General features: G+C 71.1%; 19 protein-coding genes. 6 read left to right on the top strand and 13 right to left on the bottom strand.

All coding sequences use genetic code 11. From position 1 onward, the window contains the following. Positions 1 to 72: 72 nt before the first annotated feature. Both IF46_RS0121410 and IF46_RS0121405 read left to right on the top strand, forming a co-directional pair. Positions 73 to 486: a RidA family protein gene (locus tag IF46_RS0121410; protein WP_030490137.1), complete on the top strand. Its 414-nt coding sequence runs from the start codon at positions 73 to 75 to the stop codon at positions 484 to 486. A 1-nt stretch (position 487) separates the two neighbouring features. After that, the gene (locus IF46_RS0121405; RefSeq protein WP_030490136.1) at positions 488 to 1,384 is read left to right on the top strand and encodes a GNAT family N-acetyltransferase; all 897 of its coding nucleotides are present in this window, start codon (positions 488 to 490) and stop codon (positions 1,382 to 1,384) included. A gap of 12 nt (positions 1,385 to 1,396) precedes the next feature. On the opposite strand, the gene IF46_RS0121400 is transcribed toward IF46_RS0121405, so the two are convergent. Together IF46_RS0121400 and IF46_RS0121395 are read right to left on the bottom strand one after the other, a co-directional pair. After that, complete coding sequence (locus tag IF46_RS0121400) at positions 1,397 to 1,666, bottom strand: hypothetical protein (protein ID WP_030490135.1); 270 nt, start codon at positions 1,664 to 1,666, stop codon at positions 1,397 to 1,399. Next, the gene (locus IF46_RS0121395; RefSeq protein ID WP_232234104.1) at positions 1,663 to 1,968 is read right to left on the bottom strand and encodes a hypothetical protein; all 306 of its coding nucleotides are present in this window, start codon (positions 1,966 to 1,968) and stop codon (positions 1,663 to 1,665) included. The genes IF46_RS0121400 and IF46_RS0121395 overlap by 4 nt, the downstream gene beginning before the upstream one ends. A gap of 190 nt (positions 1,969 to 2,158) precedes the next feature. Between IF46_RS0121395 and IF46_RS0121390 the strand changes: the two genes are divergently transcribed. Both IF46_RS0121390 and IF46_RS0121385 read left to right on the top strand, forming a co-directional pair. Continuing rightward, the gene (locus tag IF46_RS0121390; RefSeq protein ID WP_030490133.1) at positions 2,159 to 2,971 is read left to right on the top strand and encodes a Scr1 family TA system antitoxin-like transcriptional regulator; all 813 of its coding nucleotides are present in this window, start codon (positions 2,159 to 2,161) and stop codon (positions 2,969 to 2,971) included. Next, complete coding sequence (locus tag IF46_RS0121385; RefSeq protein ID WP_030490132.1) at positions 2,962 to 3,153, top strand: DUF397 domain-containing protein; 192 nt, start codon at positions 2,962 to 2,964, stop codon at positions 3,151 to 3,153. Before IF46_RS0121390 ends, IF46_RS0121385 begins: the two co-directional genes overlap by 10 nt. A gap of 310 nt (positions 3,154 to 3,463) precedes the next feature. Here IF46_RS0121385 and IF46_RS0121380 read toward each other — a convergent pair whose 3' ends face one another. Both IF46_RS0121380 and IF46_RS0121375 read right to left on the bottom strand, forming a co-directional pair. Beyond that, positions 3,464 to 3,988 carry an O-acetyl-ADP-ribose deacetylase gene (locus IF46_RS0121380; RefSeq protein ID WP_030490131.1) on the bottom strand — a complete coding sequence of 175 codons (525 nt, stop codon included), beginning with the start codon at positions 3,986 to 3,988 and terminating at the stop codon, positions 3,464 to 3,466. 1 nt (position 3,989) lies between these two features. Further along, positions 3,990 to 4,781 (bottom strand): EI24 domain-containing protein, encoded by a 792-nt coding sequence (locus IF46_RS0121375; RefSeq protein WP_030490130.1) that lies wholly within the window; start codon positions 4,779 to 4,781, stop codon positions 3,990 to 3,992. 63 nt (positions 4,782 to 4,844) lie between these two features. On the opposite strand from IF46_RS0121375, the gene IF46_RS0121370 reads away from it, so the two are divergent. After that, positions 4,845 to 5,813, top strand: coding sequence for a helix-turn-helix transcriptional regulator (locus IF46_RS0121370; RefSeq protein WP_030490129.1), 969 nt, complete (start codon positions 4,845 to 4,847; stop codon positions 5,811 to 5,813). On the opposite strand, the gene IF46_RS0121365 is transcribed toward IF46_RS0121370, so the two are convergent. From IF46_RS0121365 to IF46_RS0121345, 5 genes are all read right to left on the bottom strand, one after another. Further along, positions 5,804 to 6,718, bottom strand: a complete 915-nt coding sequence (locus tag IF46_RS0121365) for an SDR family oxidoreductase (RefSeq protein ID WP_030490128.1) — start codon at positions 6,716 to 6,718, stop codon at positions 5,804 to 5,806. The two genes, IF46_RS0121370 and IF46_RS0121365, sit on opposite strands and share 10 nt — an antisense overlap. A gap of 74 nt (positions 6,719 to 6,792) precedes the next feature. Further along, the gene (locus IF46_RS0121360) at positions 6,793 to 7,680 is read right to left on the bottom strand and encodes an alpha/beta fold hydrolase (RefSeq protein ID WP_030490127.1); all 888 of its coding nucleotides are present in this window, start codon (positions 7,678 to 7,680) and stop codon (positions 6,793 to 6,795) included. Then, the gene (locus tag IF46_RS0121355) at positions 7,677 to 7,991 is read right to left on the bottom strand and encodes a DUF2516 family protein (RefSeq protein ID WP_030490126.1); all 315 of its coding nucleotides are present in this window, start codon (positions 7,989 to 7,991) and stop codon (positions 7,677 to 7,679) included. Before IF46_RS0121355 ends, IF46_RS0121360 begins: the two co-directional genes overlap by 4 nt. A gap of 71 nt (positions 7,992 to 8,062) precedes the next feature. Continuing rightward, complete coding sequence (locus tag IF46_RS0121350; protein ID WP_030490125.1) at positions 8,063 to 8,707, bottom strand: hypothetical protein; 645 nt, start codon at positions 8,705 to 8,707, stop codon at positions 8,063 to 8,065. Beyond that, positions 8,704 to 9,297, bottom strand: a complete 594-nt coding sequence (locus IF46_RS0121345; protein WP_030490124.1) for a helix-turn-helix domain-containing protein — start codon at positions 9,295 to 9,297, stop codon at positions 8,704 to 8,706. The genes IF46_RS0121350 and IF46_RS0121345 overlap by 4 nt, the downstream gene beginning before the upstream one ends. Positions 9,298 to 9,409: 112 nt before the next feature. Here IF46_RS0121345 and IF46_RS0121340 point away from each other — a divergent pair, with 112 nt between their 5' ends. Continuing rightward, positions 9,410 to 10,207 (top strand): alpha/beta fold hydrolase, encoded by a 798-nt coding sequence (locus tag IF46_RS0121340; protein WP_030490123.1) that lies wholly within the window; start codon positions 9,410 to 9,412, stop codon positions 10,205 to 10,207. 7 nt (positions 10,208 to 10,214) lie between these two features. On the opposite strand, the gene IF46_RS0121335 is transcribed toward IF46_RS0121340, so the two are convergent. From IF46_RS0121335 to IF46_RS0121320, 4 genes are all read right to left on the bottom strand, one after another. Continuing rightward, positions 10,215 to 11,174 (bottom strand): asparaginase, encoded by a 960-nt coding sequence (locus IF46_RS0121335; RefSeq protein ID WP_030490122.1) that lies wholly within the window; start codon positions 11,172 to 11,174, stop codon positions 10,215 to 10,217. A gap of 94 nt (positions 11,175 to 11,268) precedes the next feature. Beyond that, the gene (locus IF46_RS0121330) at positions 11,269 to 12,096 is read right to left on the bottom strand and encodes a 3-keto-5-aminohexanoate cleavage protein (protein ID WP_030490121.1); all 828 of its coding nucleotides are present in this window, start codon (positions 12,094 to 12,096) and stop codon (positions 11,269 to 11,271) included. Positions 12,097 to 12,119: 23 nt separating this feature from the next. After that, positions 12,120 to 13,232, bottom strand: a complete 1,113-nt coding sequence (locus IF46_RS0121325) for a YgfZ/GcvT domain-containing protein (protein WP_030490120.1) — start codon at positions 13,230 to 13,232, stop codon at positions 12,120 to 12,122. Further along, positions 13,229 to 13,696 carry a Fur family transcriptional regulator gene (locus tag IF46_RS0121320; protein ID WP_084597983.1) on the bottom strand — a complete coding sequence of 156 codons (468 nt, stop codon included), beginning with the start codon at positions 13,694 to 13,696 and terminating at the stop codon, positions 13,229 to 13,231. The genes IF46_RS0121325 and IF46_RS0121320 overlap by 4 nt, the downstream gene beginning before the upstream one ends. Positions 13,697 to 13,721: the final 25 nt, after the last annotated feature.

The raw sequence follows: 13,721 nt of genomic DNA, 5'->3' as shown, positions 1-13,721 counted from the left end.
CGGTCGCGCAGGCTGCGGGAGTGCGTGGTTAATGCGTCGCTCGGTCGGGCGATCCTGGTTAGCCTCGCCGACATGCCGGATCCTGTCGCGCTGCTGCACGTCCCCGCCCTCTCCGACACAGCCGAGTACGCGTACGCGGCCACTGTCGAGCCACCCGCCCGGTTGGTGTTCACCGCCGGGGCGTGCCCGCTGGACGCCGAGGGGCGCACGGTTGCGCCGGGCGATCACGCCGCGCAGGCCCGGCAGGTGATGACGAACCTGGCGACCGCCCTCGACGCGGCCGGCGCGCGGCTGACCGACGTCGTCAAGACCACGGTCTATGTGGCGTCGTCGAAACAGGCTGACCTGGTGACCGTCTGGGAGGTGGTACGGGACTTCTTCGGCGACCACGACCCGCCCAGCACCCTGCTCGGGGTGGCCGTGCTCGGCTACACCGATCAACTCGTCGAGGTCGAGGCGGTCGCCGCCGTACGGATGGGGGCCTGACATGCGGATCCGAGTGGCGCAGCCGGACGACGCACCGGGCGTGGTGGCCCTTCGAGCGACGGTCTTCCCGTATCTGGTGCGCGGGGTCGAGTCGACCCGGAAGATGATCGCCGAGCCCCCGCCGGAGGAGGACTGGACCGCCTTCGTGGCCGAGGTCGGCGACCGGGTGGTCGGTTGGGTGTCCGCCGAACGAATCGGCTCGACGTCGATGGCGAACGTCGGTGGCATCAACCTGCTGCACGTACACCCGGAACATCGGCGGCGCGGCGTTGGCACGGCGCTGCTGACCGCCGCGACCGACTACCTCCGCCCGTTGGGCATCCGCCGGGTGCGTGCCGTGGCACAACCAGAGGCGCTGCCGTTCGCGCGTCGGCACGGCTACGAGCCCAGCCGCGAGGTGCGCTACTCGGCGCTCGATCTGAATCCGGCACCCGCGTTACCCGACCCACCCCCGGGCGTACGGCTGCGCCCGATCGCCGAGCTGGACCCGCACCTGCTGTACGCGGCTGACGTGGCCTCGGCCGTCGACGAGCCGAGCGACGTGCCGGTCGACAGCAAGAGCTACGAGAGTTGGCAGTACGACGTCTGGGACAACCTCGGCCTGGACAAGGCGGCCAGCATCGCCGCCGAGATCGATGGTGAGGTGGCCGCCTTCAGCCTGGTCAAACGGGACGGCGACCGAATGTGGTCGGACTACACCGGCACCGTCCCGGCGTACCGGGGTCGAGGGCTGGCCCGGCTGGCCAAGACCGCCGCGCTGCACCTGGCTGCCGCGCACGGCGTGCGTGTCGCGTACACCTCGAACGACGAGGCGAACGCGCCGATGCTCGCGATCAACGCCCGGCTGGGCTACCGCCCGGTGGCATCCCAATGGACCTGCCTAGCCGACCTGACCTGACCTGACCATCAATCACCCTGCCCGGCGCGGTCGACGGGCCAGGGACAGCCACCCGAGAAAGCGGGCGTGCATCACGGCGGGATCCGGGCGACCGCCCAGGCCGTACATGTCATCGACGGCCTCCTGCATCGACGAGGCCAGGTAGAACGCCAGCGCGATCGAGTGACCGTAGAACTCGGCAATGAGGTCGAGTTGAGCCGGACCGCAGGGCCACGGCGCAGCGCAGTTGCGACACAGCCATGCGGGACGCATCGGCAGGTGCGGCCGAGGCCGGGCGGTCATCCGACCCGCACCGGTCCGCGGCGTACCTGCCGGCGGGCCGTCGGCCCGGCAGCCGGTGCCGGAGGGGCCTGCCAGATCAGGCCCGCCTTCTGCACGAACAGCGACCGCCGGACAACGGCCTCACCCTTCGGGCCTAACTCGTAGCCCTCAATCCAGAGCCAGCCGTCATACGTCACCCAGTCGGGAAGCCTGATCACGCGGACGAAGATCGGCCGGAGGAACTGCACACTCGCCGCGCGGGTCAGGTGCAAGACATCGCCCGACTTCACCTCACCCACAGATCCGGGTTCGTTGTTGGGCAAGGGATCCCCCTATCCGCAGATCCAGAGGGGACCGTCCCGGCCAGTTCTCCGAAAGCGGTCCTGTTCATGGAACTCTTCTCGGTAACCGCCTAACCTCGATAGCGAATGGGCCCTGATGGAGCGGCCTCGGCCGGATGCGTTGCCGCTGATGAGGACCCACGAGGGGCCGGGTTGACAGGTTGGGGGAGGGTTGGGGAACGTGAGCATTACGGCGGCAGAAATCCTGCTCGACGAGCTGCGCCATGCGCGGACCGTCCGGGGAATGAACCAAGACGAATTCGGCAGGTTCATCAGCTACTCCGGCACTCATGTCAGTGCCGTAGAGACCGGCGCCCGCCCGCCCACCAGCGACTACGTAGCCGCCATCGACAAAGCACTGAAGACGGGCGGGATCTTCGTGCGGCTACTCGAAAGGCTCGCCGCACTCGACATGGCTCCTGTATGGCTGCGGGAATGGATCACCTTCGAGGATCAGGCGAAGGCCCTGAGGTGGTACGAGCCGGCCTTCGTACCTGGGCTTCTGCAGACCGAGACATATGCGCGGGCGACACTTCAAGCCGGTGGGCTTCTCACCGTTGAACAAACTAGGCAGCGGGTCCGGTCGCGGATGGACCGGCAGGCGGTACTCAATCGCGAGGACCCGCCTCACGTGGTGATCGTGCTTGACGCGGCAGTGCTCCGACGGACCGTGAACGACGACCGCACGCTAATACGTGAGCAGCTCGAACACCTCGCAGCCGTCGCCGAGCTGCCGCACGTACAAATTCATGTCGTGCCGGATGATGCGGGGCTCTACCCTGGCCTTCAAGGCGGGTTCATCCTCGCCACGATGCCCGACGACACGGTCGTCGGGCATACGGATTACCAGGTGCGATCGCAGACCGTCAGCGGCGCGGGCGAGATTGCTACGCTCCAAAAGACGTGGGAGGCCGTCCTGCGAGACGCACTCCCCCGCCGACCCTCTCTAGATCTGATCAAGGAAGCGGCGAAGACATGGACATGACCGACGCCCGTTGGCGCAAGTCGACGAAGTCCGGGACGAACGGTGGCAACTGTGTCGAGGTCGCTGACAACCTGCCCGGCGTCGTGCTGGTCCGGGATTCCAAGGCCCGTGATGGCGGGACTCTGACCTTCGGGCCGGCAGCCTGGCGCGCTTTCATCGCGGACTTCTCCGAGCAACCGTAACCGCGTCAAGCCGCGCGATTACGCCTGTCCAGACTTCGCCTCGGCTGGCCTGCCGTGATCACTTGACGCTGAGTAGTCGAGAGTGATTCCCCACCCCGGCGCCGATCTTGCAGTTCCTGTCGCCGGAATGCGTGAAATGCCCCACTATGCCGCGACAGAGAGTGCAAGATCGCGGAATGGGCGAGCCCGAACGCGTCGATCATGGAGTTATGGTGCCTGCTTTGGTGGAGCAAGGGCGCTTTGTCACCCACCACAACTCCATGATCGACGAGTCAGCGCGCCCCCCCGGGGACTACTCAGCGGCAAGTGATCAAGGGGCGGGGCGCTTCTCGAACACCTGGCGGGCTACAGCGTGGGTGTCGGCGCCGAAGAGCACCAGGCGCGTCTCGCTGACCGTGGCCGGGGTGGCCGCGCGCAGCACCGACAGCGCCTGACCGACCGCGTCGTCGAGCGGCCAGCCGTAGATGCCGGCGGAGATCAGCGGGAACGCCACAGTGGACGTCCCAAGTTCGTCGGCCACCTGGAGACTGTTGGCGTAGCAGTCGCGCAGCAGCGCCGACCGGTCCTCGCTGGCCGACCAGACCGGCCCGACGGTGTGGATCACCCAGCGGGCCGGCAGGTCACCTGCCGTGGTCGCCACCGCCTGTCCGGTGGGCAGGCCCTTGCCATAGCGGGAGGCCCGCAACGCCCGGCACTCGGCCAGGATGGCTGGTCCGCCGCGCCGGTGGATGGCACCGTCGACCCCGCCGCCGCCGAGCAGGGACGAGTTCGCGGCATTCACGATGGCATCCACCCGCTGGGTGGTGATGTCCCCCTCGACCAGGGTGATCTCCATGTCAGCTCTCCTCGATCGACTGGCCCATCGAGCGACGGGCCAGCAGCGTGGCACCCGCGACCGCGGCCGGCATGATCAGCACGGCGCCGAGCGGGATCAGGAAGCAGAGGAAGACGGCCACTCCGAAGCCGAGCGCGGCGGGTCGGTCGGCCTTCAGGATCGTCCGGCGCTGCGGCAGCCGCATTCCGCGCCGGTAGAACGGTGCGCCGACCAGCTCCACGGCGAGGAACCACCCGCCCACCGCCGCCCCGATCACCGGGACGACCGTCTGGCCGATCACCGGGATGAAGCCGGCGAGGAAGAGCGGGATGCCGACCAGCGCCGTGAGCGCCACCAGGCGTACCGAGTCGGCGAGGCTGCGGCGCAGCGACGACCAGAACGGCACCTCCACCGCGCCGGGTGTGCCGCCGTACCGCTGCTCCACCTGCTCGGAGATCTTCTCGTAGAACGGGTCGCCGATGACCAGGGTGACCGCGGTGAAGGTGAGCACGCCGAGCAGGCCGCCGAGCCCCAGGAAGGCCAGCCCGGCAATCACCCGGACCAGGCTGCGGCCGGTGCTCGACCAGTCGTCGGCGAACGGGGTGACAAGCGCGGCGAGGTCGTCCACGAAGTACACAAGTGTGGCGAGCGCGGCCAGGAAGAGCACGCCGGAGATCAACGCCGGTACGATGCCGAGCAGCATCAACCCCGGGCTACGAACGTAGAGGCCCAGCCCCCGCAGGAGCAGACCCGCCCCGGCGAAGAAGCGTCCGACGGCCCCGGTCACCGGGCTGGCGATTTTGCTGACATCCACGATCGAGCAGCCTAGCGAGCGGTGATCGAATCCGCCTGACGATGAGCAGGGCAGGATGGGCGGGTGCGCGCCTCCCGACTGATCTCGCTGTTGTTGCTGTTGCAGGCGCGCGGGTCGATGACCGCGAGCGAGCTGGCGCGGGAGCTGGAGATCTCCGAGCGGACCGTCTACCGGGACGTCCTGGCGCTCTCCGCGGCTGGTGTGCCGGTCTACGCCGACCGGGGGCGGGCCGGCGGTTACCGCCTGCTCGGCGGCTACCGCACCCGGCTCACCGGGCTGACCCGGGACGAGGCGGAGGCGCTCTTCCTCGCCGGGCTGCCCGGACCGGCCGGCGATATGGGACTCGCCGACGCGGTGGCGTCCGCCGAGCTGAAGGTGCTCGCCGCGCTGCCGCCGGCCTTGCGCGACGCGCCGGCCCGTGCCGGACAGCGGTTCCACCTGGACGTGCCGGGCTGGTTCCGGGAGACCACGCCGCCGCTCTGGCTCCCCGAACTGGCCCGGGCGGTCTGGGCGGACCGGGTGGTGGAGCTGCGCTACCGACGCGGCGATCGGGAGGTGACCCGCCAGGTTCAGCCGTACGGCCTGGTGCTCAAGAGCGCAGTCTGGTATCTGGTCGGCCGGGTCGGCGACGATGTGCGCACCTACCGGGTGGACCGGGTCACCGGGGTCGAGGTGGGCGACGAGCACTTCGACCGCGACGAGGGCTTCGACCTGGCCGGGCACTGGCGCGAGCAGGCCGGGTCGTTCCTGCGGACCATCCTGCGGGCCGAGGTCACCGTCCGGCTGAGCCCCGCCGGCCTGCGCCAGCTCCGGCACCTGGTCGATGCCCCCACCGTGTACGACGAGCTGGTCGCCGCCGCCAGCGAACCCGACGGGCAGGGCTGGGTGGTGGCGCGGCTGCCCGTCGAGTCGGTCCAGGTGGCGTACCACCAACTGTTGGGGCTCGGCCCCGAGGTCGAGGTCCTCGGTCCACCCGAGCTGCGGCAGTTGTTCGCGGAGAGCGCCGAGCGGCTCGGCGCGCTCTACCGGTAGCCGGTCACGTCGGCCGGCTTGCCCGCGTCGACCACCTCGGTGATGTAGCGGAAGCCCTCGGGTTGGCTGCCGTCGAGGTCGGTGAACCCGTACACCTTGGAGAGCGTGCCAGCGTCGACGGACCTGCCGCTCCAGCGGACCTTCTCTTCGTCGGCGGCGAGCGCGGCCACCGCGCGGCCGACGAAGGCCGGGGTCTCCGAGATGAGGAAGTTCGGGTCGGTGGCAGCACCGTCGCGCCAGTTCTCCTCGGTCACGCCGAAGTGCTCAAGCATCGCCTCGGAGCGGATCCAGCCGGGGGTGAGCGCCACCGCCGTGCAGCCGTGCGGCTTCAGCTCGTGTGCCTGGCTGAAGGCGAGCCGGTTGACCGAGACCTTGGCCAGGTCGTAGAAGACCGAAAGCCGGTAGTTCTCGTCGTTGTACGCCTTGGTGCCGTCGCCCATCTCCACCACCAGGCCGCCGGGCTTGCGGATCAGCAGTGGCAGGGCGAAGTGGCTGGTGATGATGTGCGTGTCGACGGCGAGCCGCAGGGTGCGGAAGCCGGCGTCCAGCGGCTGTTCCCAGACCGGCTTGTCCCAGGTGACCAGCGGGTCGCCGCCCCAGATGTCGTTCACCAGCACGTCGAGCTGGCCCTGCTCGGCGTCGATCCGGGCGATGAGGTCGCGGACCTGCTCGGGCACCAGGTGGTCGACCTGCACGGCGATGCCGGTGCCGCCGGCCGCGCTGACCAGCTCGGCGGTCTCCTCGATGGTTTCCGGCCGGTCCATCTCGGAGCGACCGGCCCGGGTGCTGCGGCCGGTGGCGTAGACGGTGGCCCCGGCCGCGCCGAGCTGAACGGCGATCTGCCGACCGGCACCTCGGGTGGCACCGGCGACGAGCGCGATCTTTCCTGTGAGCGGTTGCGTCATGCCTGCGACGTTGTCAGGAATACCTGACAACCGCCGTCCGAATTGGCGACCCGATCCGGCTGCGGCAGGGCCGGCTAGTCGTTCAGGAAGCCGGAGATGCGGTCCCGCAGGTCGGCGCGTTCCGACCAGAGCACGCCGGGTCGGTCGTACACATGCAGGGTGGCCTGGGGCAACGCGACGGCGAGCTGCTCGGCGACCTCGACCGGGTGTAGGTCGTCGCCCGCGCAGCCGATCACCAGCGCCGGCGCGGTGACCGCCGACAGGTCAACGATCTGGCGCAGCGGTGTCTGTGCGGCGAGCGTGGCCAGGCCGGGGGCCAGACCGTCGCGAAGCAGTTGGTCGAGCCGCTGCCGCAGGTACGCCCAGCCGGCCGGGGTGTTGCGCACCGCCGGGGGCAGCTCCAGGGTCACCACGTCGGCGACCGCCGAGGCGTCCCCGCTCTCCACCGCCTCCAGCAGGTCCGTCATACGTTCCCAGGCGACCGGCCCGCGCGGCTCGTCGAGGACCGCTGGCAGGAAGAAGACCAGTTTGTCGAACCGCTCCGGGCTCTCGGTGAGGAGACGGCAGAGGGCACCCGCGCCGAGGCTCGCGCCGAACGCGCGGCTGGCCCCGCCGAGATCAGCGATGGCGCGTAGATCCCGGGCCAGGTCCAGGTAGTCCCACGGCCCGTCCGGCGCCTCGGAACGGCCGTGCCCCCGGAACTGGAAGAACACCTTGCGGCCGTTCACCCCACTGCCGAACGGGCGGGTGGTGGCGATGCCGTTGCCCAGCCCGTGCGCGAAGACGGTGACCGGATCACCGGTGCCGGTGACCAGCCGTTCCAGCCGTACGCCGTGTGGGGTGGTGACCAGTTCGGTCTCCGGCTCCGGCAGTGCCGGCCGGCCGGTACGCGGCCCACCCGGGCCGGGCCCCCAGGTGCGGGGACCACTGTCGGGTGGGGGCGGCCAGCGAAAACCTCTCACCAGGACCCTTTACCGTCACCGAGCTCACGGAGGCCGACCCGGACGTCGAGCAGGTAGATCAGACCGGCGGCGATGCCGACCAGTCCGAAGAGGCTGATCGGGCCGAAGCCGAGCAGGGTGAGCACGAGGCAGACCGCCAGGATGGCGACCCAGCCGCCCTTGGGCAGCGTCCCGATGGCGGGGAAGGCGTCGGAGCGCTGCGTGATGGCGTGCACCAGGGCTACGCCCTGAACGATCAGCGCGAAGACGAGCAGGATCAGCTCGATCACGTCACGGACGGCGAAGGCGAAGATCGGCGCGGCGTTGGCCATGCCGGCCAGTTTATGTCCACGACCCCGGCTACGTCCGACAAGGACGCCGCCGGGGTCGTGGACGCGGCGAACTACTCGGCTGCCGGGCGGGTCTGCTTGGTCGCCCGGGGAAGCTTGGCCGAGGGGGTCTCGGCCTGCTTGGCGGCCTTGGGCGCGCGGGCGACCTTCTTGACGGCGGCCGGCTTGGCCTCGGCGATCTCGGCCACGTCGGCCGGGGTCGGCACGTCGGCGGGGGCTGCGGTCGGGGTGGCCGGGGCGGTGGCGACGGCCGCAGTGGTGGCCGGCGTCACGGCCTCGGTGGCCTCGATGTCGGCGTTGACCGTCTCGGCGGCCTCCAGCACGCCTGCGCCGACGACCCGCTCACCCCGGGCGACAAGCGCGCCGTAGGCGGCGAACGCGCGTTCCTGGGCGGCCTGGGCGCTCGCGACCACCAGGGCGGCATTGCGGGTCGCGGCGGCGCGCAGCTTGTCGATGTCGGCCACCTCACGCAGCTTGGCCAGGTCGGCGGTCTCATTGGCGGTGCGCAGCGTCTCGGTGGCCTTCTGCCGCAGCTCGAAGCCGGTCAGCACGGCCCGACCACCCAGGTCGGCGACGACCCGGGTGCCGAGGACGCCGACCACGGCCGGCAGCTTGCGCAGCTGCTCGATGGCCAGCTCACCGGCACCGGCTGCGGCGTAGATCGGGGCGGGGATGCGGTTGGTCTTCGGCTCGCTCATGACGTCTCCTCTTCGGCCGCCTCGGCGGCCTTCTTCTTCTGGGGGATGTTGGTGCTGCCGGGTGCGGGGGCGGTGCCCGCCTCGGTGACGGCGACCGACTCCAGCACCGCTTCGGTGGGGGTCCCGCCTGTGGTGGTGGGGCCGGTGGCGGCCAGGTTGGCCAGGTCGGCGGGCTGGTCGGCGACGTCCGTCGGGGTGGTGGCCCCGACCGTGCCGCTGCCTTCGGCTTCGGCCTGGGCCTCGGCCAGCCGGGTGTTCTCCCGGCGGAACGTCTCGTAGATCTGGCTGAGCGACTGCTTCTGCGCCATCGTCAGGTCGGCGTCCACGGCGATGGCGGCGAGCACCCCGTGGCCTTCCTTGTCGTCGAGCAGACCGGCGCGCAGGTACATCGCCGGCGTGGAGACCCGCAGCGCGCTCGCCAGTTGCTGGAGCACCTCGGCGCTCGGCTTGCGCAGGCCGCGTTCGATCTGGCTGAGGTACGGGTTGCTGACCCCTGCCTGCTCGGCGAGCTGCCGTAGCGAGATCTTGGCGTTGCGCCGCAGATCGCGGATGAACCCGCCGACATCGGGAAGGTCCTTGGGTGTGGCCATGACAACGACGCTAATCGGCCGCGCTAGCTCTTGCAAGCAAAACGCTAACCATAGTTAGCAAGGTCTCAGCACCCCGTTTGCGCGCCGCTCGCCCGATCCGTACGGTCCGTCCGTGCACAAGATCACAGTCAATGGAGCAAGCATCGCGTACGACGAGGCCGGCACCGGTTCGCCCGTCGTCCTGCTGCACGCCGGCATCGCCGACCGGCGGATGTGGCGGGGACAGCTGTCCGCACTCGCCGCCCGACACCGGGTGATCGTCCCGGACCTGCGCGGCTACGGCGACTCGGAGTTGCCCCCGACCCCGTTCACACACCACGACGACGTGGCCGGGCTGCTGGACGCGCTCGACCTGCCCCAGGCCAGCCTGGTCGGCTGCTCCTTCGGTGGATCGGTCGCCATCGACACCGCGCTGGCCCACCCCGACCGGGTGACCGCGCTCGCGCTGTTCGACACGGCGGTCTCCGGCAACGAGTGGTCCGATGAGGCGAACGACCTCTGGGACGACCTGGTCGGCGAGGTCGACCCCGACGACTTCGTGGCCGGGGCGGCCGGCGAGGTGCGGTTCTGGGTGGTCGGCCCGGGACGCCAGCCGCAGGACGTCGACCCCGACCTGCTCGCGTTCGCGCAGGAGATGGACCAGCGTGCCCTCGCCGCCGAACTGGCGCTCGGCGCGGTCGAGGTCGGCGAGCTGATGCCACCGGCGATCGGCCGGCTCGGCGAGCTGAAGATCCCGGTCTTGGTCACGGCGGGTGCCGCAGACGTGCCGGACATCAGTCGGCTCGCCGACCGGATCGCCGCCGAGGTGCCCGGCGCCCTGCGACTGCCCAACGTGCCGGACGCCGCGCACCTGCTGCCGCTGGAGCGTCCGGAGGCGGTCAACGCCGCGCTGCTCGACTTCCTGAGCTAGACCACGCTCACCACAGCGGTCGGACCGCCCCGACCGGAACGCCGCCGCCGAAGAGCGGCACCTCGGCGTATTCGGTCAGCACCGGTGCCTGCACGCCGAGCCGGCGTAGCGCGGAGACCAGCACCGGCATCCGGGCCCGGTCGGCGCCGTCGTCGATCTTGAGTGCGACGGCGCCGACGCCCGGCACCGCCACGGCGAGCACGCCCTCGGCGCCGACCTTGGCCAGCAACCCCGGGACACCACGCATCAGCCGGGTGTCGTCGGCCTGGGTGCCACCCACGATCTCCGGGTGCGCGCGCATGGCGTCGGCCACCGTGCGCGGCACCGAGCCGGGCTCGGCGTCGACCAGCCGCAGGTACGCCCCGGCCAGGCCGGTCAGCGACACCGCGAGCACCGGGGCGCCGCAGCCGTCGACGCCCACCGCCGCCACCTGCTCACCGGTGAACTCCTCGATGGCGGCCCGCAACCGCTGCTGAAGCGGGTGCTCCGGTCGCCAGTAACCGTCCAGCGGCCAACCGGCGGCCTCGCAGGTCAGCAGCATCCCGCTGTGCTTGCCGGAGCAGTTCATCTGCACCCTGGTGGGGCCACCCCCGGCGCGCAGCGCCGCCTCCCGGGCCGCCACGCCCACCGGCAGGTCCGGCGGGCAGTGCAGCGCCGACGCGTCCAGCCCGGCGCGCTCCAGCAGCGCACCGACCCGGGCCAGGTGAAAGTCCTCGCCCGCGTGGCTCGCCGACACCAGCGCCACGTCGGCCGGGTCGGTCAACGCCAGGCCGGCCCGGAGCATCCCGATCGCCTGCATCGGCTTGCTGGCCGAGCGCGGGAAGACCGGCGAGGTCACATCCCCGGCGGACGCCACCGCCACACCTGCGGCGTCCAGTACCACCACCGAGCCACGGTGCGCACCCTCCACGAACCCGGACCGGACCACCTCGGCGAGCGGCACGCCGCCCTCGTACGTCTTCGTCACGCGCTGGACGGTACCGACGCTGCGGGGGTGCCCGGCGGCGGGGTGACCAGGTCGTCCACCGCTCGGGTGACAGGGGCGCCGGACAGGCGCGGCCTTACAGCCCGAGCAGCGCGCGGGCCTCGGTGGTGGTCAGCGGCGGGCGCTGGGCGAGCTGGGCGAAGCCGACCGCGCGGGCGACCAACTGCATGTTGGACTCGACCGGGCGGCCCTTCGCGTACGTCACGGTGTCTTCCATGCCGACCCGCAGGTGACCGCCCGTGGACAGCGCGGCCAGCAGCACCGCGATGGTGCTCCGGCCGACGCCGGTGGCCGAGAACGTGGTGCCCTCGGGCAGGTCCCGCAGCATCCGGTGGGCCGCGACAAGCGTCTCGGTGGTGCCCGGCATACCGCCCGGCACGCCCATCACGAAGTCGACGTGCACGTGCCCGCCGGCCGGCAGCCCGTACTTGCCGAGCAACCGCTGCAACGCGGAGAGGTGGCCGAGGTCGAAGATCTCGTACTCCGGCACGATCCCGCGCTCCTGCATCCGGGTGTGCAGGTCGACGATGAACTCCCAGCGGTTGAGGAAGACGTCGTCACCGAAGTTGACCGTGCCCATGGTGCAGGAGGCCATGTCCGGACGGGCGTCGAGCACGGCGAGCCGGGCGGCCTCCGGGTCGGTCACCGCGCCGCCGGAGGAGAGCTGCACGATCAGGTCGGTGCTCTCCCGCAGCGCCGCCACCGTGTCGGCCAGGCGCACCGGGTCGAGCGTCGGCCGAGCCTCGTCGTCGCGGATGTGGACGTGGATCACGGCGGCGCCGAGCGCCTCGCACTCCTTGGCCGTGAGCAGCAGCTCGTCGAGGGTTACCGGCAGCGCCGGCACCTGCGCCTTGGCCGACTCAGCGCCGGTCGGGGCCACCGTGATCAACGTCCCTGTCGTCATGCCGGCGATCCTAGACGGACCGCTCAGGACGGGTCGATCGCCGCCGCGGTCTCGCCGATCCGCAACGCGGCATCGTCCGGGATGTTCCGTTTCACCACCGCGAGGGCGACCTGACCCAGCTCGTGGTGCAGCACGGCGGTGCCGACGAAGCCGACCGCCCGGCCGTCGAGGGTCACCGGCGTGCCGGCCACCGGCGGCTGGTCGGTGGTCACCCCGTCCAGATGCAGCAGTACGAGGCGACGCGGCGGCCGGCCCAGGTTGTGCACCCGGGCCACCGTCTCCTGGCCCCGGTAGCAACCCTTGTCCAGGTGCACCGCCGGGGCGATCAGGTCGACCTCCGCCGGAATGCTCCGGTGGTCGGTGTCCACCCCGACCCGGGGCTGTCGGGCGGCCACCCGGATCGCCTCGTACGCCCAGAGCCCCGCGACCGGCACACCGGCGCCGCGCAGCTCCGCCACCACCTGGTCCATCGCTGAGCGGGGCACCAGCAGGTCGACCCCGAGGGGACCACGTCGGGCCCAGCCGCCGATCGGCAGCGGTCGTACGTCGTAGCGAACACTCGCCCGGGGTGGCACGGCACCGTGCGGGAACTTCGGACCCGGCACCGCGACCAGGTCCGGCGCGGCCAGCCCGGTCACGCCGAGCGTGCCCAGCGCCTCCGTGGCCGCCGGCCCCACCAGCGACAGCAGCGCGCGTTCGGCCGTCGCGTCGCGTGGTTCGACCTTGCTGAAGAACCGCATCTTCTCCAGATAGGCCAGGAGGCCCGCCGTCGCCCCCGGCTCGGTGTCGAGCCAGGTGGTCTCGCCGTCCTCGGCGACCATGGCGTGCTGCTCGACGTGGCCGTTGGGCGACAGCACCAGCAACTCGGTGCCCTCGCCGGCGGTGAGGGCGCTCAGGTGCTGCGAGGTGATCGTGTGCAGCCAACCGGCCCGTTCCTCCCCGGGCACCGCGATGACCCCGCGATGCGACCGGTCGACCAGGCCGACCTCGGTGTCGAGGGTGCGCTGCTCGCGCAGCGGGTCGCCGTAGTGCGCGGCCACCCCCCGCACCCCGACCGCGACGTGCGCCGGATCGGGCTGGTCACGGCTGGCCTCGTCGATGCTCTCGACGGCCACCGCACCCGCGATGTCGATCATTTGTGGTCCCCGTTCTCGCAGCGTGCGCAGACGCCGAAGAGTGACACGTGCCCGATGTCCACCCGGAACCCGCGCTGCGTGGCCAACTGGTCGGCGAGAGGGCGGAGTAACTCCGGTTCGATCTCGTCGATCGCGCCGCACTCCCGGCAGACCAGGTGGACATGCTGGTGTTCACCGGCGGCGTGGTAGGTCGGCGAGCCGTGCGACAGGTGTGTGTGGGTCACCAGACCGAGCCGTTCCAGCAGCTCAAGCGTGCGGTAGATGGTGGTGATGTTGACGCCGGCGGCGACCTCCCGGACTGCGGTGTGCACCTGCTCCGGTGTGGCGTGGCCCAGATCGAGCACCGCCTGGAGGACGAGCTGCCGTTGAGCCGTCAAACGCAGCCCACGGGCCCGCAGGATTTCCGCGAGGGAGGATTCGGACACCGTCCGATCATAGTTCGGCCGCCAGGCTCTGCCCCGCATCGCGATCGACCACCGCTACGCTCGA

The organism is Micromonospora chokoriensis, from assembly GCF_000718555.1.
GTDB classification, from domain to species: domain Bacteria; phylum Actinomycetota; class Actinomycetes; order Mycobacteriales; family Micromonosporaceae; genus Micromonospora; species Micromonospora chokoriensis_B.
This window is presented reverse-complemented; position numbering and strand designations above follow the sequence as displayed.

Excerpts from the sequence above, each read along its gene's own strand:
- IF46_RS0121330 (WP_030490121.1), bottom strand. The coding sequence starts at position 12,096 with ATGACGACAGGGACGTTGATCACGGTGGCCCCGACCGGCGCTGAGTCG.
- IF46_RS0121405 (WP_030490136.1), top strand. The coding sequence starts at position 488 with ATGCGGATCCGAGTGGCGCAGCCGGACGACGCACCGGGCGTGGTGGCC.
- IF46_RS0121345 (WP_030490124.1), bottom strand. The coding sequence starts at position 9,297 with ATGGCCACACCCAAGGACCTTCCCGATGTCGGCGGGTTCATCCGCGAT.
- IF46_RS0121350 (WP_030490125.1), bottom strand. The coding sequence starts at position 8,707 with ATGAGCGAGCCGAAGACCAACCGCATCCCCGCCCCGATCTACGCCGCA.
- IF46_RS0121400 (WP_030490135.1), bottom strand. The coding sequence starts at position 1,666 with ATGACCGCCCGGCCTCGGCCGCACCTGCCGATGCGTCCCGCATGGCTG.
- IF46_RS0121385 (WP_030490132.1), top strand. The coding sequence starts at position 2,962 with ATGGACATGACCGACGCCCGTTGGCGCAAGTCGACGAAGTCCGGGACG.
- IF46_RS0121320 (WP_084597983.1), bottom strand. The coding sequence starts at position 13,696 with ATGCGGGGCAGAGCCTGGCGGCCGAACTATGATCGGACGGTGTCCGAA.
- IF46_RS0121355 (WP_030490126.1), bottom strand. The coding sequence starts at position 7,991 with ATGGCCAACGCCGCGCCGATCTTCGCCTTCGCCGTCCGTGACGTGATC.
- IF46_RS0121380 (WP_030490131.1), bottom strand. The coding sequence starts at position 3,988 with ATGGAGATCACCCTGGTCGAGGGGGACATCACCACCCAGCGGGTGGAT.
- IF46_RS0121365 (WP_030490128.1), bottom strand. The coding sequence starts at position 6,718 with ATGACGCAACCGCTCACAGGAAAGATCGCGCTCGTCGCCGGTGCCACC.
- IF46_RS0121325 (WP_030490120.1), bottom strand. The coding sequence starts at position 13,232 with ATGATCGACATCGCGGGTGCGGTGGCCGTCGAGAGCATCGACGAGGCC.
- IF46_RS0121410 (WP_030490137.1), top strand. The coding sequence starts at position 73 with ATGCCGGATCCTGTCGCGCTGCTGCACGTCCCCGCCCTCTCCGACACA.